We start from the raw sequence: 19,441 nt of genomic DNA on the forward strand, positions 1-19,441 counted from the left end.
CTTAAGGATCAGGGTGCCCTCATGACGGAACAGATCCTCCAAGCGATCGTGAACGGCATCCTGATCGGGGGTGTTTACGCGGTCCTCGCGGTTGGCCTGGCGCTGGTGTTCGGCGTCATGGAGATCGTCAACTTTGCCCAGTCGGAATTCGTGATGCTGGGCATGTACATCGCTTATGCGGTGTTCGCAGCGGTGGGGCTCGACCCCATCGCTGCGGTCCCCATCGTCTTCCTGGCGGTGTTCGCGTTCGGCGCGGCGGTGCAGCGGCTGCTGATCCAGCCGGTGCTGCGCGCACCGATGGTGTCGCAGATCTTTCTCACCGTGGGCCTCTCGTTCGTGCTGGTGGCCGGTGCCCAGCTTCTGTTCGGCGCCACCTTCCTCAGTGTCGTCACGCCCTATCAGACCGCCGCCCTCACCTTCGGCGGGCTGCAGGTCTCGGTGCCCTACCTGCTCGCCTTCCTCGCCTCGGCGGTGATGGCGGCGCTGCTCTGGGCCTTCCTGGAGCGCACCGACATGGGGCGCGCCATGCGCGCCACCTCCCAGAACCGCACGGCGGCGCAGCTCATGGGCATCAATCCCACGCGCATCTACATGATCGCCTTCGGCCTTGGGACCGGCCTTGCCGGCGTCGCCGGCGCGGTGATCCTGCCCTACGCCTATGTGTTCCCCACTGTCGGCCACAATTACTCGCTGGTGATGTTCACCGTGGTGACCCTGGGCGGTCTCGGCAGCGTCTCCGGCGCTGTGGTGGGTGGCCTCGTAGTGGGGGTCATTCATGCGGTCAGCGCGGTGTTCCTGCCCACGCAGCTGCAGAACGTGGTGGTGTTCGCCATCTTCCTCGCCACCCTCCTGTTCCGTCCCTCCGGCCTCCTGGGAGCCAAGGCATGAGCGGCTTTCTTCGCGGCCTCGCCGTCTCGCGCGCCGAAGCCCTGTGTATCCTCGCAACCGTGCTGGCGATGGTCGCCCTCGGCCTTCTGATGGAAGGCGACGGCTATAATTTGCGCATCCTGACCCTGGCGGTTCTGTTTGCCGGGGCAGCCACCGCCTGGAACCTGGTGGGCGGCTTCGCCAACCTCATCTCCATGGGCCACGCGGCCTTCTTCGGCCTCGGCGCCTATGCCTCCACCCTGCTGTTCATCCATTACGGGCTCAGCCCATGGGGCGGCATGCTGGTGGCCGGCTTCATCGGGGTGCTGGCGAGCCTCGTCATCGGCATCCCGACCATGCATCTGCGGGGCCATTACTACACCCTGGCGACCCTCGCCGCAGTGGAGTTGCTGCGCATCCTGGCGCTCTACTTCACCGGGCTCACCGGCGGCCCCGTGGGCCTCTCCGTGCCCTACCTGCCGAATGCGAGTTTCTGGGCCTTCCAGTTCGAGGGCAGCCGGCCCTATTACTTCATCGCCCTGGGCATGCTCGCGGTGGTTCTCGCCGTCAGCTACGGCTTTGATCGTGGGCCTCTGGGCTATCGTCTGCGGGCGCTGAAGAACAGTCCGGAGGCGGCCGAGGCGAGCGGGGTGGACACCACCCGCGCCAAATTGATCGCCAATGCCTGGAGCGGCGGGCTCATGGCGGCGTTCGGCACCCTTTACGCGCAGTTCCAGTTCTTCATCGATCCCGACACGGTGTTCGGCTTCTGGACCATCTCCATCAAGCTCGCCATGATGACCATTCTGGGGGGCATCGGCCTCATCTGGGGGCCGTTCGTGGGCGCGCTCATCCTGGTGCCGCTGGATGAATGGGCCAACGCCACCTTCACCGGCAATTCCGCGGCCCTCAGCCGGTTCATCTATGGCGCCTTGCTCATTGCCCTCATCCTCATCCGGCCCAATGGATTGCTGAGCATCGTGAAGGGGCGGCTGCCCACCGCGCGCCCGCAGGTCGCGCCCGCCACCGCAGTGCTCACCACGGCGGACGCGGCGCCGGGGGATCCGCTGCTGGTGGTGGAGGGGCTGACCCGCCAGTTCGGGGGGCTTATCGCGGTGAACGAGGTCAGCTTCACCCTGAACGGGGCGGAGATCCTCGGCCTCATCGGTCCCAATGGGGCCGGCAAGAGCACCACCTTCACCCTGCTCGCCGGGCTCGATCAGCCCACCCGCGGCAGTGTCATCTTGGAGGGCACGCGCCTGACCGGCCTGCCGGCCCATGCGGTGGCGCGGCTCGGGGTAGTGAAGACCTTCCAGAACACGGCCCTGTTCGAGGACATGTCGATCCTCGACAATGTGGTGGTGGCCGGGCTGCTGCGCTGCCCGACGCTGGCGCAGGCCCGCGCGCTGGGGCTGGAGGCGCTGGAGCTGGTGGGGCTCGATCCCGATCTCGCCCCCACGGCCGGCGAGCTCAATACGGTGGACCGGCTGCGGCTGGAGATCGCCCGCGCCGTCACCACCCGCCCGAAGGTGCTGCTGCTGGACGAGGCCATGGCCGGCCTGACGCCACAGGAGACCGATCTGGCCCTTGAGATGATCCGCCGGCTGCGGGCATCGGGCATGGCGATCATCGTGGTGGAGCACAACATGCGCGCGGTGATGGCGGTGGCCGATCGCATCGTGGCCATGGATCACGGGGTGAAGATCGCCGAGGGCCGCCCGCAGGAGGTGGCTCGGCACCCGAAGGTGATTGAATCTTATCTCGGCGGGGAGCATCGCGATGTTGCTTGAAGTGTCCGACCTGCGCGTGTCGTACGGCCGCGTCAACGCGCTGTGCGGCGTCTCGCTGCAGATGGACCGCCACCAATGTGTCGGCGTTCTCGGCGCGAACCGGGCCGGAAAGACCACTTTGGCGCGGGCCATCTCCCGCCTGGTGCCGTTCCAGTCCGGAGACATCCGATGGCAGGGCCGCAGCACCGCCAGGATGCGCCCCGACGAGGTGCCGGGCCTGGGCGTCGCCCATGTGCCGGAAGGGCGCCAGATCTTCAAGCGCATGAGCGTCGAGGAAAACCTGCTGGTGGGGGCGCTCACCGCCGACAGCCGGCCCCATCGGGCGCAGTCGCTGGAGCGGATCTATGCGCTGTTCCCCCGCCTTGGCGAGCGCAAGGCGCAGATGGCGGGCACCCTCTCCGGTGGGGAGCAGCAGATGGTGGCCATCGGCCGCGCGCTGATGCTGCGGCCGCAGCTTCTGATCCTCGACGAGCCCTCGCTCGGGTTGGCGCCTATCGTGGTGCAGGAGGTGTACCGCACCATCGCCGCGATCCGCGAGGAGGGCATCGCCATCCTGCTCGTGGAACAGAACGTGGCGCTGGCGCTCGACTGTATCGATCGCGGCTATGTGCTGGAGAACGGCTGCGTCGCGGTGGCCGGAAGCGCGGCGGAACTGCGCGACAGCGCCGCCGTGCGGGAGGCCTATCTGGGGCTCTAGCTCATTGAATTCTCGCCTTTTTTTCACGCGAGCCGAGATCCGCTTCGCTTGAAGAGGCTTGAGGAGCACGCCTTTCCTCAATGGTGGACACAACGACCCGCGCCGGTGCACCGGCTGCGGGCAGGGAGGATATGACTGTGATGAGACAGCGGATTTTGGTGTTGGGCGCGGGCGGCATTGGCGGCTATTTCGGTGGGCGGCTTGCCGAGGCACGCGCGGACGTGACCTTTCTCGTGCGCGCCGCCCGGCAGGAGCGCCTCGCCCGCGACGGGCTGCGCATCGAGAGCCCGTTCGGCGCCGCGCACATCCCGGTGCGCACCGTTCGGGCCGAGACGCTGGAGGGGCCGTTCGATGTGGTGCTCATCGCCTGCAAGGCCTATGACCTGGAGGCGGCCATTGCCGATGTGACGCCGGCGGTGGGGCCGCAGACGGCGGTGCTGCCCCTCCTGAACGGCCTCGCCCATCTCGATCGGCTGAACGATGTGTTCGGCGCGTCGCGGGTGCTCGGCGGCCTCGCCAAGATTCAGGCGGCGGTGAGTGAGGACGGCACCATTCGCCAGTTGAACGACTGGCGCTTCGTGGTGTTCGGCGAGCAGAATGGCACCCTGAGCCCGCGCGTTCTGGCGCTGCAGGCGGCCTTTGCCGGAGCGCTGGGGGTGGAGGCCGAAGCGGTCTCCGACATCCGCCAGCGCATGTGGGAGAAGCTCGTTCACCTGGCGACGGCGGCCGCCATGACCTGCCTGATGCGGGCGAGCGTGGGCGACATCGTGCGCACGCCCGATGGCGCGCGGCAGTTCGCTGAGCTCTTCGATGCGGTGTGCGCTATCGCCGGGCACGAGGGATTCGCCCCGGGCGCCGACTTCGTGCGCAGCTATCGCGAGGTGTTCTCCGATCCGGCCTCGGCCTATGAAACTTCCATGCTGCGGGATATCCGGCAGGGCCGGCGCATCGAGGGCGATCACATTGTCGGCTACGTGCGCGACAAGGCGCGCCGGCATGGCATCACCAGCCCCGAACTGGAGCTCGCCTTTACCCATCTGAAGGCCTACGAGCAGTGGCTGGCCCGATCGTCGCCGCGGCGCGAGCCGGTGCCGTCCACAGCGGAGCAAAGCCGATGAAGCGTTATTCCATTGCCCTCATCCCCGGCGACGGCATCGGTGTCGACGTCATCGATGCCGCGCTGCCGGTTCTCGATGCGGCAGGGCAGCGTTTCGGCTTCGCCCTCGACACGCAGAGCTTTCCCTGGTCCTGCCGCTATTACCTGGAACACGGCGCCATGATGCCTGCCGATGGCATCGACCGCCTGCGCGGTTTCGATGCCATCTTCCTCGGCGCGGTGGGCTGGCCGCAGACGGTGCCCGATGCCGTCTCCCTGCACGGCCTGCTGCTGCCGATCCGCAAGGCGTTCAACCAATATGCCAATATCCGTCCGCATCGCCTGCTGGCCGGGGTGGAGGGGCCGCTGAAAGCGTCCGGCTTCGACATCCTGTGCATCCGCGAGAACACCGAGGGCGAATATGCCGGGGCCGGTGGCCGGGTGCATCAGGGCGCTGCGAACGAGGTAGCGGTGGAAACCGCCATCTTCACCCGGGCCGGGGTGGAGCGGATCCTGCGCTTTGCCTTCGAACAGGCGCGGCTCCGGCGCAAGCATGTGACCTCGGTCACCAAGTCCAATGCGCAGAAATACTCCATGGTGTTCTGGGACGAGATGACCCGCGCGGTGGCCGCCGATTATCCGGACATCGCCGTCAGCCACATGCACATCGATGCCATGGCCGCCAGGATGGTGATGGCGCCCGAGAGCCTGGATGTGGTTGTCGCCTCCAACCTGTTCGGCGACATCCTGACCGATCTGGGGGCCGCCATCCAGGGCGGGCTCGGCTATGCGGCATCGGCCAATGTCTGTCCCGACCGGTCGGCGCCCTCCATGTTCGAGCCGGTGCATGGTTCCGCCCCCGACATCGCCGGTCAGGGCGTGGCCAATCCCATTGCCGCCATCTGGTCGGGAGCGATGATGCTGGATCATCTCGGCGAGGGCGCGGCCGCCGCCGCGGTGCTGCGGGCGATCGAGGCGGTCACCGCCCGCGGCATCGGCGTGCGCCCGCGCAGCCATTCCACCGCGGCTATCGCCGCCGCGGTCGGTGCGGCGCTGGCGGAGTGAGCTGCGGCGCCGGTCAGTCGGCGCCGAGGATGGTGATGGAACACACGTTCTGGGCCGGCGCGCCGCCCAGATTGTGGGTGAGGGCGAGGCTGGGGGCGCCGAGCTGGCGCGCCCCCGCCTGGCCGGTCAGCTGGAGCCAGCACTCGTAGAGCATGCGCAGGCCGGAGGCCCCTACCGGATGGCCGAAGCACTTCAGCCCGCCGTCCACCTGGCAGGGCAGGGCGCCATCCGCGTCGAAGGCGCCGTCCAGCATCCGCTTCCAGGCGGTGCCCTCGTCGGCGAGGCCGATGTCCTCCAGGGTCACCAGCTCGGTGACGGAAAAGCAGTCGTGCAGCTCGGCGAGACTGAGCGCGGCGCGCGGATCGCCAATACCGGCTTCCGCATAGGCGCGGTGGGCGGCGATGCGGGCGGTGTGCACATAGGCCCCGTTCCAATCGCTCTGCTGCACCTCCCAGCCGTTGGAGGTGACGAGCTGGATGGCTTTCACCAGCACTGGCGCGTTGGCGCCGAGGCTGCGGGCGATGTCTGGCGTGGTGACGATGGCGCAGGCCGCGCCATCGGAAACGGGGCAGCAATCGAACAGCCCCAGGGGATCGGCCACCATGGGGGCATTCAGCGCCTGTTCCATGGTGATGGCCTTGCGCAGGTGGGCGTTCTTGTTGGTCACCGCATTGGCATGGCTCTTCATGGAAGTGTGAGCCATGGCCCGCTTCAGGTCATGGGGCGCGATGCCATGGCGGGCGCCGTAGGCCCGGGCCAGCTGCGCGAAGTTGCCGGGATTGGTGTGGGTGGGCAGATACATGGGCGCGAAGGTGCCGCGCGAGGCCGGCGGCAGGCCGGCAAATCCCGTGTCCTTCAGCTTTTCCACGCCGACCGCCAGCGCCATGTCCACCGCGCCGGAGGCCACCGCATAGACGGCGCCGCGAAAGGCCTCGGTGCCGCCGGCGCAGAAATTCTCCACCCGGGTGACGCCGATGGCCGGCAGCCGCAGCGCCTGGGCCATGGGAGTGCCCGCCTTGCCGGCGCCGATGTCGTCATAATGGGATGAATACCATGCCGCCTCGATCATGCCGGGGTCGATGCCGGCGTGGCCGAGTGCTTCCAGATAGGCTTCCACCATCAGCTCTTCCTGGCCCACGTCCCAGCGTTCGCCGAAACGCGAGCAGCCCATAGCGAGAATGGCGACCTTGTCCTTGATCCCTGTGGCCATTGTGGTGCCTTTCTCTCAAGCGGCGGGGGCCGGCTGCGGGCGGTCCGCCACGGCCTTCCAGAAGTAGCGGCGGTAGCCGGTGCGCTCGTCCAGATCCTTGACGCGGAAGACGAAGCGCACTGGATCGCCGGGCGCGAGATCGGCCGCGTCGGGGTCCGTGAAGTCCATCATCAGCCGGCCGCCACCGGGAAGGTCGACGAGGCCATAGCAATTGGGTGGGTGCCGCGAGAAGGCGAGGCGATCGGCGGTGGCGGTGGCCACCGTGCCGCCGAGGTCCGCCAGCGGCCAAGGTTCTTGAACAGGCGGCTCCTGAGGCCATGGCCCCTGGGGTGCGCGGTGCAGGCCGGCCTCGGTGACGGGGAGGCGCGAGGCGGGGAACTGCACGCGCCCGGTTTCGACGCAGCGGCCGCCGACGAAGCCCAGGAGCGCTCCGGCCTGGCGATAGGCGGTGGTCAGGGCCTCGTTGACGGGTAGGCGGCCGCGCAGTCCGCGCTCCCACGCGAGCTGGCCGCGAAAGAGGGGCAGCTTGAGATAATTGGTCTCGGGAATGCCGGCAGCCAGGGCGGCCCGCGCTCCGGTGGAGTAACCACGGATGGCGTCGGTGGCCTCCAGCACCAGAGCCGTCGCGCCCTGGCCGAATTGCGCCACGACCACGCGCTCGCCCGGCTGCATGTCTTCCAGGGCGTGGGTGAGCATCATCAGCCCATGGGCGGCACCGGTGTCGCCGCACTCGGCGCCGAGGTCATCGGCGAGCCGGGCGTGGCCGAGGCCCGCCGCCTGGGCCACAGCCTTGGCGCAGCCGGGGATGACGCAGGGCAGCACCAAATGATGGATGTCGGCGGCCGTCAGGCCAGCCTCCGCCAGGGCCGCGGCGATGGCGCGGGGCACGAAGTCGAGAAAGCCGTCCTCGCGCACCCAGCGTTCCTCCCAGTCGGTGGCGAAAGGCCGATCGGCGGCGCGGTAGCGCTCGATGAACGGCGCGGTGAGGCTGGCGCCGCCGCGATAGGCCAGAAGCGCCGGCCCCTGGTTCACCAGGGCCGCCGCGGCGCCATCGCCATAGCGCCATTCGGCGAGGCTCCCGGCCGGGCTCGTCGGGCAGTCGGCGGCCACCACGAGGGCGGGTCTGGAGTTCTCCAGGGCCGTGTGGAGCGCCGCCAGCCCACAGCGCAGGGTGCCCGAGGTGTCCTGCGTGGCGGCCCGTTCCGGCAGGCGCAGCGCGGCATGGACGAGGCTCGCATTCTGCGGCTCGGCGAACACCGGCGTGGTGGTCGCGAAGGTGAGGGCGCCGATGGCGGCCCGCGCCTGCGGCGCTTGTACAAGGCTGGCGCGGGCAGCGGCGACACCCATGGAAATGGGGTCTTCGTCCCAGAAGGCGAGGGTGCGCGCGCCCCGCGCCGGCGCGCGCGGTGACAGCCAATCCATGGCGGCGGCCATACTGCTGCGGGCGAGGCGCAGCCGCGGCAGATGGAGTCCCAGTGCTGAAATGCCCGTCACCTCGTGTCCTCACCTGTCTGGTCGGTTCGTGGGGCTCGCCCCGCGCGCCCGGCTGGGGGCCGATGGGGCGCGCGAAAACCCGTTTGCAAGCCCGAGTATCGGAATATAATAGTCAGAATGATCGGTCAACTAATGAGGGGAGGAACGTCATGGCAACGGAACATGTGGCGATTGTCGGCGCCGGGCAGGCAGCGGCATCCTTGGCATTGCGGCTGCGCCATGGCGGATATTCCGGGCCGATCACCATGTTTGGCGAGGAGCCATATCCGCCCTATCAACGTCCGCCTCTGTCCAAGGCCTATCTAAAAAGAGATTGGTCGGTTGATCGGCTTTATCTGCGTCCGGAGGAGTTCTGGCGGACGCAGGATGTGCGCGTGGTGCGCGAGGCGGTGGTGAGCGCCATTGATCCGGCGTCGCGCACGCTGGTGGCGGGTGGCCGCACTCACGGCTGGAGTCGTCTCGCGCTGGTGACCGGCACCCGCCCGCGCCCGCTACCCGTGGGCTTTGCCGGCCTGCGCGGGGTTCATGAGCTGCGGGACCTGGCCGATGCCGACCGCCTGCAGGGGGAGATTCGCCCGGGGCGGCGTCTGCTGGTGCTGGGCGGCGGCTATGTGGGCTTGGAGACCGCGGCGGTGGCGGTCAAGGCGGGGCTGGAGGTGGTGGTGGTGGAGCGGGCCGCGCGCATTCTGGAGCGTGTGGCCTGCGCCGAAACCTCGGCCGTGATCCGCGGGCTGCATGAGAGCCATGGCGTGCGCATCGTGGAAGGGCGCGGGGTGGCGGGCGTGCGCGCGCGTGATGGAGCGATCGCGGCGGTGGAACTGGAAGGGGGCGCGCGCCTCGAGGTGGATGTGGCGGTGGTCGGCATCGGTGTGCAGGCGCGCGATGAGCTGGCGCGTGCGGCGGGCCTTGCCTGCGATGCGGGCATCGTGGTGGACGGCTTTGGCCGCACCTCGGCGCCGGATGTGTGGGCCGCGGGCGATTGCGCCACCTTTCCCCTGGATGGCCAGCCGACCCGCTTGGAGAGTGTGCAGAACGCGGTGGATCAGGCGGAATGCGTCGCCGATGACATGCTGGGCCGCGGGCGGATCTATGCGCCGGTTCCCTGGTTCTGGTCCGACCAGTATGACGTGAAGCTGCAGATCGTCGGCCTCAATCGTGGCTACGATGCGGTGGTGCCGCACCGCTCCGCCCAGGGCCAGTCCCATTGGTATTTTCGCGGCGATCGTATGATCGCGGTGGACGCCATCAACGACGCCCGCACCTATATGGCCGCGAAGAAGATGCTGGAGGGCGGCAAGGGCGTAGGCCGCGCCGATGTGGCCGCCGACGGCTTCGATCCTGTCGCGTGGCTGCGGCGGCCGGCGTCATGATCCATCGGTGTTGGGGATCGGGCGCGCGCTGGGCGCGCCCACCTGGGCGTAGCCTTTGACGAACAGGTCCACCGCCCGGTCGGCCAGCTCGCCGGGGGTCACGGTGCCGTCGGCGTGGTACCACGTATAGGTCCAGTTAATCATGCCGAAGAACAGCATGGTGTCCACGTGGGCCATCATCGCGTCCTGGGCCAGATCCGGCCGCAGTTGCAGCAGGATATCGCGCACATAGGCGATCAGCTCCCGCTGCTTGGCCACCAGCACCTTGCGTGTTTCGGGCGCGAGGAACTCGGCGCAGGTCAGCAGCGCCACGTGCTGGTCGCGAGAGACCGCATACACGTCCAGAAACAGCCGCGTGAGCTGGCGGAAGCGCTCCTCAGGATCCTGAAAGCCGTAAAGGGTGTGCCGGCACTTCTGGAGCAGCGATTCCACATGGGACGTCAGCAGGTCGGAAAGGATCGCTTCCTTGGAGGTGAAATAGTGATAAAGGCGCGACTTGGAGCATTCGCAGGCCTCGGCGATGTCTCCGATGGAGGTGGCCGCGTAGCCATGCCGGGCGAAGACCGATGCCGCACGTTCAAGTATGGTATCGTGAATATTGTCATATTCGGCTGAGCGTGTTCTCGCCACGGCACCTACCCACCATAGTGTTCCGATCATTCGGTCTATAGGCGCCACATCTGCCGTTGCCAAGCCTTTCGCCGCCGCTCACCCGGTTTGACGCTCCATCACCGGGCGGTGCAGGGGCCAAGGATCAGAGGTCAAGTGCCGAGACGGGCCGGGGTGGCCGCATGCGTATGTTGAGATGAATCAAATTTGCCGTTTACATAGACCATTCGTTCGGTCTATTAATTTTGGAAAGCGCCAAGGGCCGTCAGAGCCCAGGCCGGGACCAAAGGAAACGCGGAGGATGCCCATGCAGCACCCAGAGGTGGAGTCGCTTGACCGCGACGGAATTCTGAAAATCCAGCGTGACGGCCTTGCCGCCCTCGGCGCGCGCCTGGCGCAGTGCGACACCTGGCGGGCGCATTTCGCCGAGGCCGGCATGGCGCCGGAGGATCTCGCCTCGGCCGACGGGCTCGCCAACGCGCCATTCATGGACAAGTCGCAGCTGCGGGACCGCTATCCCTTTCCCTTCCTCACCGTGCCCATGGATCAGGTCGAGCGCTTTGTCGCCACCTCCGGCACCACTGGCTTGCCGGTCACCTTCGGCATGACCTCCCGCGATCTGCGCGACCTGCTGCCCTATCAGATGTCGCGCCTGCTGGCCGCGGCCGGCGTGCAGCCGGGCTTTCGCGCCTATCAGGGCTACGGCTACGGCCTGTGGATCGGCGGCCCGGCCCTTGATGCCGGCTTCGCCGCCTGTGGCTGCACCAATTTCCCCATCGGACCGGGCCGTGGCGAGCTCGCCGCCCGCTGGCTGCGTGACCACGCCTATGATGTGGCCTCCATGTCGCCCCTGTGGCTGATGACCCTGGTGCAGGCGGCCAAGCAGCAGGGGATCGATCCGCGCACGGAATGGACCCTCAAGGTAGCGATCCTCGGGGGGCAGTCCGTTTCGGCCGAGTTCCGCGCGCAGCTCGAGGCGGAACTGCCGGAGGGCTTCATGAGCCACAACATCTACGGCACCACCGAGGCCGGCGGGCCGATCCTGGCGATCTCCACGCCCTACACCCATGCCGATGACGAGCTGCAGCTGCTCAACGAGGATACGGTGATCGTCGAGATCCTCGATCCCAACACCATGCAGCCGGTGGCCGATGGCGAGGTGGGCGAAGTGGTGGTCACCACCTTGCGCAAGGAAGCCTCACCGGTGGTGCGCTGGCGCACCCGCGACCTGGTGCGGCTCTCGCCCCGCCCCTATGACTGTCCCTCGGGGCGGCGCGGCATGCGCAAGATCGGCCGCATCATCGGCCGTACCGATGACATGATCAAATTCAAGGGCGTCATCGTGTTTCCCTCGCAGATCGAGGATGTTATCGCCGGCATTCCCGGTCTCGCCAAGGAGGCTTGGCAGATCTATCTCGACAAGGAGGCCACCACCATCGGCAAGATGACGGTGGCGGTGGAGACCGCCGAAGGTGACACCCGCTCCGGCGCCGAGGCTGCCAGCGAGGTGCGCCGCGAGATCAAAGCGCGCCTCGGCATCAATGTGAATGTGGAGTGCCATCCGCAAGGAGTGTTGCCACGCTACGAGGCGAAGGCGACCCGCGTGCTGCACCGCCCCGAAGCGGCGCACTGAACCCGGCCCATGGAAACGGGCGGATGCCCGCCGACGCGCGCCCGGTGTCGTCCTGCCCGACGCGGGCGGGCGTCATCCGGTGAGGGGCCGCCGCTGGGGCTGCAAGGGGTGACCTGTTGTGACCGAAACCACTCCTTACGCGCAGGTGCGCCAACGGATTGCCGCGCTCACCGCCGCCTGGGCCGGGGGCATGAGCCTTCCGGAGATCCGGGAGAGCTTCGAGCGTTTCCTTGCCGATGCGGTGGCAGCGCCGCAGGTGCGGCGCACGGTGCTGTCCCTTGCCGGCCTGTCCGCGTGCGCCTTCGACCCGCCGGGCGCCACGCCTGACGGCCCGCTGCTCTATTGCCACGGGGGCGGCTTCCAGATCGGCTCCGTGCGCTCCCACGCCGGCCTCATGGCGCGGCTCGCCGCGGCCAGTGGCGCGCGGGTGCTGGGCTTCGACTATCGCCTCGCGCCCGAGCATCGCTTTCCGGCCGCTGCCGATGATGCCTTCGCCGCCTATGCGGCGCTGGTGGAGGCCGGTTCCACGCCGCGCGCGCTGGTGGGGGATTCTGCGGGTGGCGCCCTGGCGCTGGGCACGGCGTTGCGCGCCCGTGATGCCGGCATGCCGCTGCCGCAAGCGCTGGTGCTGCTCTCCCCCTGGCTCGACCTGAGCATGGGCGGGCAGAGCTATGTCACCCTGGCTGAACGGGATATCTTCTCCAAGCCCGCGCAATTGCGGGCCATGGCGCGCACCTATCTGGGGCGAGAGACCGCCGCCACCGATCCTGCCGCTTCGCCGGTGCTGGCGGACCTCGCCGGCCTGCCGCCGATCCTGATCCATGCGGGCGGCGACGACATCACCCTCGACGACAGCCATCTGTTGGCGCACACCCTCCCGCACACGGTGCAGCTCGAGGTGTTTGCCGGAATGTGCCACCATTTCCAGGTGTTCCCCGAGCTGCCGGAGGCCCGGCAATCGCTGGATCGGATCGGGGCTTATCTGCGGAACCTGTGAGGCGGGCCTCGGTCGACTGCCCGGCGTCTTCCCTCCTTCGGCGCTGGTATTGCCGGCTTCCCCGCTCCGGGGGAAGCCGGCCTTTTTCAGGGGCAGCAGCCATCGGGCTGGGGAGAGGGAATGCCCCATTCGGCCAGGATCTGGGCCCCGTGGGCTCCGGGCGCAGCCGCGCTTTGGGTGATGGCGGAGGGCGTGGCCGAAAAGCGGGGCGCCGGGGCCGGCTGCGTTACTCCATCCACGTCCACGAAGGCACTGCGCGCCTGCGCCTGTGGCTGGGCTGTGGCCTCATCCCAGTCGAGGATGGGGGTGACGCAGGCGTCGGTGCCGGCGAACAGGGCGGCCCAATGGGCGCGCGGCTGGCTGCGAAAGATGTCGGCAAGGCGTGTTCGCAGCGCCCCCCAGGCGCCGGGATCGGCCACATGGGTGAAGGCGTCGGCCTCAAGGCCGAGGGTGTCGATCAGGATCTGGTGGAATTTCTTTTCCACTGGCGCCACCGCCAGGAACTTGCCATCGGCGCACGCATAGGTCGCATAGAAATAGGCGCCTCCATCCAGCAGGTTCGTCGCCCGCTCGGTGCCCCACAGGCCGCCGGCGCGGAACCCCCAGAACATGGCGGCCAGCAGGCTGGCGCCGTCGGTCATGGCCGCATCCACCACCTGGCCGCGACCGGAGGCGCGGGCGTGGTGGATGGCGGCCAGCAGGCCGAACGCCATCAGCATGCCGCCACCGCCGAAATCGGCCACCAGATTGAGCGGCACCGGCGGTGGGGCATCGGCGGGGCCGAGGGCGGCGAGGGCGCCGGTGACGCCGAGATAATTCAGGTCATGTCCGGCGGTGTCGGCCAGCGGGCCCTCCTGGCCCCATCCGGTCATGCGGCCATAGGCGAGGCGCGGATTGCGGGCGAGGCACACGTCGGGCCCCAGGCCGAGGCGTTCCATCACCCCCGGACGGAAGCCCTCGATGAGGCCGTCGGCGCGGGCGATCAGCTCCAGCATCACCGCCGTGTCGGCCTCTACCTTCAGGTCCAGGGCGATGGAGCGGCGGCCGCGCGCCAGCACATCGAACCGCGTGTTCATGAGCGGGATCTCGGGCCGCTGCCCCTTCTGGTGGATGCGGATGACCTCGGCGCCGGCATCGGCCAGCATCATGGCGGCGAAAGGGGCCGGCCCGAGGCCGACCATCTCGATGATACGAAGTCCTGCGAGGGGGCCCGACATGGCACGCTCCGGCTGAAAGGGGAAAGGGGGGCGCAGAATGACGGCCGAGCTGACGCTCAGCCCTGCGCCTCGGGCAGGTGGACTGTGAGCCCGTCGAGTTCCGGCACCACCTTCACCTGGCACGAGAGGCGCGAGTTCTCGCGGACATCCTCGGCGAACTCCAGCATGTCGCGTTCCATGCCGGTGGCCTCGCCCACCACGGCGCGCCACGGGGTGTCGATATAGACATGGCAGGTGGCGCACGCGCAGGCGCCGCCGCATTCGGCGACGATGCCGGGGAGATTGGCGCGGCGCGCGCATTCCATCACGCTGAGGCCATCCGGCGCATCGAGGGTGGTGCTCTGGCCATCGGCTGAGACGAAGACAATCCGGGTCATCGGGGCTCCCCGCGGAAACTGTGTTGTGTTGCTGTGGATGGTGTGGGCCGGGGGGTCAGGCGCCGCAGCCCATGCCGCCGGAGACCCCCAGCACTTCGCCGGTGACGAAGGAGGCGCCCTCGGAGGCCAGGAAGGCGACGGCGGCGGCCACTTCCTCCGGCTCGCCCAGGCGCCGCATCAGGGTCAGGTCCGCCATGGCGGTCATGAGCTTGTCGCCCACCCCGGCCACCGCCCGCTGCACCATGGGAGTGCGGATGGGGCCCGGCGCCACCGCATTGGCAGTGATGCCCCACGTGGCGTTTTCCCGGGCGATGGAGCGGGTGAAGCCGATCAGGCCCGCCTTGGCGGCGGCATAGACCGCACCGCCCCTGGAGCCGAGGCGGCCGGCCTCGGAGGCGACGTTGACGATCCGCCCATAGCGGGCCGCCTGCATGGCGGGCAGCGCGCGGTGGGTGAACAGGAACGCGGTCTCGAGGTTGATGGCGAGCAGGGCGCGCCAGTCCTCCGGTCCGGTATCGGTGAAGAAGGCATGCTGATCGGCGCCGATATTGTTCACCAGCACATCGAAGGGGCCGTGGGCGGCGAACAGGGCGTCGGCGGCGGTCGCGTCGCGGCCGTCCATGGGTACGAAGCGCGTGCCGGTCTCCTGCGCCAGCGGCGCACCGGCAGGGGCGTCGCGGTCGCAGAAGACCACGGCGCAGCCGTCGGCGGCGAGTCGGCGGACGATGGCGGCGCCGATGCCGGCGCCGCCCCCGGTAACGAGCGCGCGGCGCGCGCCCGCAGCTGCGGCCGTGGTCATCGGCCGATGAACACCGGCTTGCGCTTCTCGATCACCGCCGCCAGGCCCTCGCGGGAATCCGCGGTGGCCGACAGCTCCGACACGGTGCGCGCCTCTTCCGGCAGGGCCAGTTCCACGTTGAGCGCGTTCCACAGGAGGCGCTTGGTGGCGGCCAGGGCGAGCGGGGCGCCGGCGGCATAGAAGCGGGCCGCCTTGCGCGCCTCCGCCTCCAGCTCCCCATCCGCCACGCAGCGGGTGACGAGACCGATCTCGGCGGCCTCGGCGGCGTCCACGATGCGGTTGGACAGCATCATCTCGCTGGCGCGGCGAAAGCCGATGAGGTGGGGCAGGATGGCGGAGGCCCCGCCATCGGGGGCCATGCCCACCCGGGTTGCCCCGGCCAGGAAGCGGGCGCCGGCGCCGGCGATCACGATGTCGGAGGCGCACACGAGGCCCAGGCCGCCGCCGCCGGCGGCATAGCCGTGCACCTCGGTGACCACCACGGCCTTGAGGCGGATCATCGCGCCGATGGCCACCTGGAGATAGGCCGTCACCTCGCGCAGGAAGTCGCCGAGCCCTTCGCCCTTGGAGGCGAACTCGCGGACATCTCCACCGGCGCAGAAATTGGTGCCGGCGCCCCGCAGATGCACCACCCGTACGTCGGGAGCGCGGTGGCAGCGCATGAGCGCCCGATAGAGCGCCTGCATCAGTTCGATATTCATGCCGTTGGCGGCATCGGGCCGATTGAGCGTGAGGGTGGCGATGCCGTCCGCATAGTCGAGCAGGACCGGTCCTTCGCCGATCCAGACCTCGGGAGCCGGGGGCGAGGACGCCTGGTGGGCGGATACCTGGTGGGCGGGCACCTGGTGGGCGGGCACCTGGGGGGAGGGGGTGCTGTGGGACATTGGGACCTCAGACCAGGAACGAGAGGGTGAAGATGGGTTTGTGGTTGTTCACCAGCGTGATCTTCTTGCGCACCAGGCGGAAGGCGTCGTCGATCATGCGCAGGCGATAGTCGTTGCGGGCGGCCCACAGGGTTTCACCACGCAAATTGTCTTCGTAGATGAGCACGTTGGCGCGCACGTCCACTTCGTTGTCGCGCACTTCCGCCACCTCGATGTTGGACACGACACGGGCGAGGGCGGAGCGGGGCGTCTGGGTATGGCGCCGGCCGGTCTTCAGCTGGCGGATGCGCACGCCGATGCGGGAGCGGTTGTCATAGAGCACGGACATCTGCGTTTCGGGATCGATGTCGGCGCCGTTGGCGGGAACCCAATAGATGGCGTCGTCGGTCCACAGCGCTTCCCAGCCGTCATAATCGTGGCTGTCGGCCAGGCGCGCCTCCATGTAGAGGAATTGGGCCACCTGATGCTGCAGGACGGCCGGGGCGAGGGTGGCGAGATCGGGCGCGGACATCGCCGCGAGATCCTTGGCGAGGGCGGTCATCAGCGGGCCTCGGTCATCAGGTTGAGATAGTGGCGCCAGATGCCGCGTTGCGGCGTCTCGTCGGTGGAATGGGCGACGAGGAAGCCGTTCTCGTCCACGCGCTCGCGGTGCAGCCCACGGGACAGCACCAGCCATTCCGGATCACGGATCTTCGCGCCCCGGTGGTTGCGCTCATACATCTCGGTATCGTCGGCGAGCAGAAGCCCGGCCGGGCCCACCGAGCCCATGGTTTGCTGGCGCAGCCGGCGGTTGATGTCCGGGGCATCTTTGAACTGCACCGCGGTGACGTGCTGAATGGTCTCGTCCACGGCCACCGGCTGCAGCACGAAGATCTGGATTTCAGCGATGAACAGGTTGGGGAAGATCATGATGTGCGGCGAGCCGTCGATCATGATCTGTCGCGCGCGCTCCTCGCCATAAGCGGCGTTCATGGCGCTCACATAGTCCGGCAGGCGCTCGGCGGTGGTGCCGAACCATTGCAGCGGCTTGTCGTGCCGGCGCCATTCCGGGCGCAGGTCGAATTCCGTGTGCCCGTTGCCATAGTCGCGGGTGAGCGCGGTGGAATCGGCGCCGTAGAGGCTGCCGATGCCCGAACTGGTGACCTGGAACACCGAGCCGTGCACGAAGCCGGGGTGATAGCCGTCGGTCTCGTTCTCCAGCATGAATTTCCAGTTGGCCTTGGTGCGGTGCTGCAGAAAGCCGGCGCTGAGGTCCAGTTCGCCGGTGGGCGAATTGTCGAGCAACTGGTCGAGCGCTGCCTTGGCGCCGCCCAGGTGCTCCTCAAGGGAGGGGCCCTCCGCCGCCATGGAGCCGAACACGAAGCCCCGATAGATGGCGATGCGCGGCACCTTGCCGAGATTGAGCCCGGCCTTGCTCTGGCCTTCATAACCTTCCGGCAGCGCATAGCCCATGAGGTCGCCGGTGGTGGAGAAGGTCCAGGAGTGGTAGGGGCAGGTGAAGCTGGTGCGGTTGCCCTTCTGATAAGCGCAGAGCTGGTTGCCCCGATGCGGGCATTTGTTGAGCAGCAGGCGAACCTCGCCGTCCTTGTCGCGCACCATCAGCACCGGCGTGGGGCCGATCGACTTGGTGACATAGTCGTTCTTTTTTGGAATTTCGCTGGTGTGCCCCACATAGACCCATGTGCGGTACCAGATTTTCTCCAGCTCTTCCTGAAAGATCTCCGGATCATAATAAAGGCGGCTGTTGACCCGCGCCGGCTCGATCAGGGCTCGGTAATCGGGGCTGGCTGCGGTTTCGGACACGGCGGCTTGCGGCATGGCGGTTCCCCCTGCGGCGATCTTCGATGTTTGCATAATTAGCCGAACGATCGGTCGAAATAATCATTCCTCAATGGGGCCTGTCAAGCGGTGGTTGTAGGGCGTCTCGCCGAAATCACGCCCGGTGTATTTCCGTCATTCTGCCCGTAGATATCGCGCAATGGCCTGAAAAACCCTGCCGAATGGGTTGTTGAAGGTTGCTGGATGGCGCCGCAGATTTCGGTGGAAATGCCATTTGATCTGAATTAAAAAGATCGAACGATCTTACGAAAATAGATCGGCAACGTGTGCCGCCCTGCATCGGCCATCGGCGTGTTCCCGCAGGGGATCAACGTCGCCGCCCTTGGGGAAGCGTCACCGGATATCTGGGGAGGACCGATGAAGAGAATTGCAGCGGGCGTGCTTGCCCTGGGCCTGATGGCCACCACCGCCAGCGCCGACATCAAGATCGGCGCCATCGTCGCCGAGACCGGCCCCGCCTCGGCACTCGGCGATCCGGAGGCGAAGACCATCCGCATGATGGTGGACGCGCTGAACGCCAAGGGCGGCATCAAGGGCGAGAAGGTTCGGCTCGTCCTCTATGACGACGGGGCAGACCCCAGCAAGGCCAAGACCTTCGCCACCCGCCTGGTGGAGGATGACGAGGTGGTGGCCATGGTCGGCGGCACCACCAGCGGGTCGTCCATGGCCATCCTGGCCGTGGCGGAGGAAGCCAAGGTGCCCTTCATCTCGCTCGCCGGTGCCATCGAGATCATCGATCCGGTGAAGCCCTATGTGTTCAAGACGCCCCACACCGACCGGATGGCCTGCCTCAAGATCTTCGCGGATATGAAGGCGCGCGGCCTCACCAAGGTCGGGCTGATCTCCGGCACCGACGGGTTCGGCGCCTCCATGCGGGTGCAGTGCCTCGCGGTGGCCAAGGCGTCGGGTATCGAGATCGTCGCCGACGAGACCTATGGCCCCAAGGATGCGGACATGACCCCGCAGCTCATCAACATGCGCAACACGCCGGGCATTCAGGCCATCCTGAATTCCGGCTTCGGCCAGGGACCGGCCACCATCACCCGCAACCATCAGCAGATCGGCCTGACGCTGCCGCTCTATCAGTCCCACGGGGTGGCCTCCAACGCCTTCATCGAGCTGGCTGGCGCCAAGACCGCCGAGGGCGTGCGGCTGCCCGGCACCGCATTGCTGGTGGGCGAGCTGCTCAGCCCTGATGATCCGCAGAAGCCGGTGGTGCTGGCCTATAAGGCGAGCTTCGAGGCGGCGGCCGGCGCGCCGGTGTCCACCTTCGGCGGCTACGCCCACGACGCCATGCGCATTCTGATCGATGCCATGGGCCGCGCCAGCTCCAGCAAGCCCGCCGCCCTCCGCGACGCCATCGAGGCGACCAGCGGTCTGGTGGGCACCACCGGCACCTATAGCTATTCGCCGACGGACCATCTCGGCCTCGACCTCTCCGCCTTCCGCATCCTTGAGATCCGTGACGGCGGCTGGAAGCTGGTGAACTAGCCACCG

Annotated in this window: 18 protein-coding genes; 9 read left to right on the plus strand and 9 right to left on the minus strand. The window is 68.0% G+C overall.

All coding sequences use genetic code 11. From position 1 onward, the window contains the following. Window positions 1-21: 21 nt before the first annotated feature. The 5 genes from MEU52_RS09300 to MEU52_RS09320 all read left to right on the plus strand — a co-directional run bounded on the left by MEU52_RS09300 (window position 22) and on the right by MEU52_RS09320 (window position 5,515). Window positions 22-888, plus strand: coding sequence for a branched-chain amino acid ABC transporter permease (locus tag MEU52_RS09300; RefSeq protein ID WP_238121003.1), 867 nt, complete (start codon window positions 22-24; stop codon window positions 886-888). Further along, the gene (locus MEU52_RS09305) at window positions 885-2,657 is read left to right on the plus strand and encodes a branched-chain amino acid ABC transporter ATP-binding protein/permease (protein WP_238121004.1); all 1,773 of its coding nucleotides are present in this window, start codon (window positions 885-887) and stop codon (window positions 2,655-2,657) included. Before MEU52_RS09300 ends, MEU52_RS09305 begins: the two co-directional genes overlap by 4 nt. Further along, window positions 2,650-3,354, plus strand: coding sequence for an ABC transporter ATP-binding protein (locus tag MEU52_RS09310; RefSeq protein ID WP_238121409.1), 705 nt, complete (start codon window positions 2,650-2,652; stop codon window positions 3,352-3,354). Before MEU52_RS09305 ends, MEU52_RS09310 begins: the two co-directional genes overlap by 8 nt. Before the next feature lie 140 nt (window positions 3,355-3,494). Continuing rightward, window positions 3,495-4,472, plus strand: a complete 978-nt coding sequence (locus MEU52_RS09315) for a ketopantoate reductase family protein (protein WP_238121005.1) — start codon at window positions 3,495-3,497, stop codon at window positions 4,470-4,472. Beyond that, window positions 4,469-5,515 (plus strand): tartrate dehydrogenase, encoded by a 1,047-nt coding sequence (locus tag MEU52_RS09320; protein WP_238121006.1) that lies wholly within the window; start codon window positions 4,469-4,471, stop codon window positions 5,513-5,515. Before MEU52_RS09315 ends, MEU52_RS09320 begins: the two co-directional genes overlap by 4 nt. A gap of 13 nt (window positions 5,516-5,528) precedes the next feature. Here the strand turns inward: MEU52_RS09320 and MEU52_RS09325 are convergent, their stop codons facing one another. Further along, the gene (locus MEU52_RS09325) at window positions 5,529-6,725 is read right to left on the minus strand and encodes an acetyl-CoA acetyltransferase (protein WP_238121007.1); all 1,197 of its coding nucleotides are present in this window, start codon (window positions 6,723-6,725) and stop codon (window positions 5,529-5,531) included. Window positions 6,726-6,740: 15 nt separating this feature from the next. After that, window positions 6,741-8,219 (minus strand): OB-fold domain-containing protein, encoded by a 1,479-nt coding sequence (locus tag MEU52_RS09330; protein WP_238121008.1) that lies wholly within the window; start codon window positions 8,217-8,219, stop codon window positions 6,741-6,743. A gap of 149 nt (window positions 8,220-8,368) precedes the next feature. Between MEU52_RS09330 and MEU52_RS09335 the strand changes: the two genes are divergently transcribed. After that, window positions 8,369-9,589 (plus strand): NAD(P)/FAD-dependent oxidoreductase, encoded by a 1,221-nt coding sequence (locus tag MEU52_RS09335; protein ID WP_238121009.1) that lies wholly within the window; start codon window positions 8,369-8,371, stop codon window positions 9,587-9,589. On the opposite strand, the gene MEU52_RS09340 is transcribed toward MEU52_RS09335, so the two are convergent. Continuing rightward, entirely contained in the window at window positions 9,584-10,219 is a 636-nt protein-coding gene (locus MEU52_RS09340; RefSeq protein ID WP_238121010.1) for a TetR/AcrR family transcriptional regulator, read from the minus strand. The genes MEU52_RS09335 and MEU52_RS09340 overlap by 6 nt on opposite strands. Window positions 10,220-10,505: 286 nt before the next feature. Between MEU52_RS09340 and MEU52_RS09345 the strand changes: the two genes are divergently transcribed. Both MEU52_RS09345 and MEU52_RS09350 read left to right on the plus strand, forming a co-directional pair. Beyond that, window positions 10,506-11,831 carry a phenylacetate--CoA ligase family protein gene (locus MEU52_RS09345; RefSeq protein ID WP_238121011.1) on the plus strand — a complete coding sequence of 442 codons (1,326 nt, stop codon included), beginning with the start codon at window positions 10,506-10,508 and terminating at the stop codon, window positions 11,829-11,831. Window positions 11,832-11,949: 118 nt separating this feature from the next. Further along, on the plus strand, window positions 11,950-12,828 hold the full coding sequence (locus MEU52_RS09350) for an alpha/beta hydrolase (RefSeq protein ID WP_238121012.1): 879 nt from the start codon (window positions 11,950-11,952) through the stop codon (window positions 12,826-12,828). 86 nt (window positions 12,829-12,914) lie between these two features. On the opposite strand, the gene MEU52_RS09355 is transcribed toward MEU52_RS09350, so the two are convergent. The 6 genes from MEU52_RS09355 to MEU52_RS09380 are packed head-to-tail and all read right to left on the minus strand — an operon-like array spanning window position 12,915 to window position 17,923. After that, the gene (locus MEU52_RS09355) at window positions 12,915-14,045 is read right to left on the minus strand and encodes a CaiB/BaiF CoA transferase family protein (RefSeq protein ID WP_238121013.1); all 1,131 of its coding nucleotides are present in this window, start codon (window positions 14,043-14,045) and stop codon (window positions 12,915-12,917) included. Between the two features lie 56 nt (window positions 14,046-14,101). Then, window positions 14,102-14,422, minus strand: a complete 321-nt coding sequence (locus tag MEU52_RS09360; RefSeq protein WP_238121014.1) for a 2Fe-2S iron-sulfur cluster-binding protein — start codon at window positions 14,420-14,422, stop codon at window positions 14,102-14,104. A gap of 55 nt (window positions 14,423-14,477) precedes the next feature. Further along, complete coding sequence (locus MEU52_RS09365) at window positions 14,478-15,221, minus strand: SDR family NAD(P)-dependent oxidoreductase (protein ID WP_238121015.1); 744 nt, start codon at window positions 15,219-15,221, stop codon at window positions 14,478-14,480. Continuing rightward, complete coding sequence (locus MEU52_RS09370) at window positions 15,218-16,105, minus strand: enoyl-CoA hydratase/isomerase family protein (RefSeq protein ID WP_238121016.1); 888 nt, start codon at window positions 16,103-16,105, stop codon at window positions 15,218-15,220. Before MEU52_RS09370 ends, MEU52_RS09365 begins: the two co-directional genes overlap by 4 nt. 7 nt (window positions 16,106-16,112) lie before the next feature. Beyond that, a complete protein-coding gene (locus MEU52_RS09375) occupies window positions 16,113-16,646 on the minus strand; it encodes an aromatic-ring-hydroxylating dioxygenase subunit beta (protein ID WP_238121017.1) in 534 nt (177 codons plus the stop codon). After that, on the minus strand, window positions 16,646-17,923 hold the full coding sequence (locus tag MEU52_RS09380; protein WP_238121018.1) for an aromatic ring-hydroxylating oxygenase subunit alpha: 1,278 nt from the start codon (window positions 17,921-17,923) through the stop codon (window positions 16,646-16,648). Before MEU52_RS09380 ends, MEU52_RS09375 begins: the two co-directional genes overlap by 1 nt. A 378-nt stretch (window positions 17,924-18,301) precedes the next feature. Here MEU52_RS09380 and MEU52_RS09385 point away from each other — a divergent pair, with 378 nt between their 5' ends. Beyond that, window positions 18,302-19,435: an ABC transporter substrate-binding protein gene (locus tag MEU52_RS09385; RefSeq protein WP_238121019.1), complete on the plus strand. Its 1,134-nt coding sequence runs from the start codon at window positions 18,302-18,304 to the stop codon at window positions 19,433-19,435. The last annotated feature ends 6 nt before the right edge of the window (window positions 19,436-19,441 follow it).

The organism is Xanthobacter sp. NM-25, from assembly GCF_022138605.1.
Taxonomy (GTDB): domain Bacteria; phylum Pseudomonadota; class Alphaproteobacteria; order Rhizobiales; family Xanthobacteraceae; genus Xanthobacter.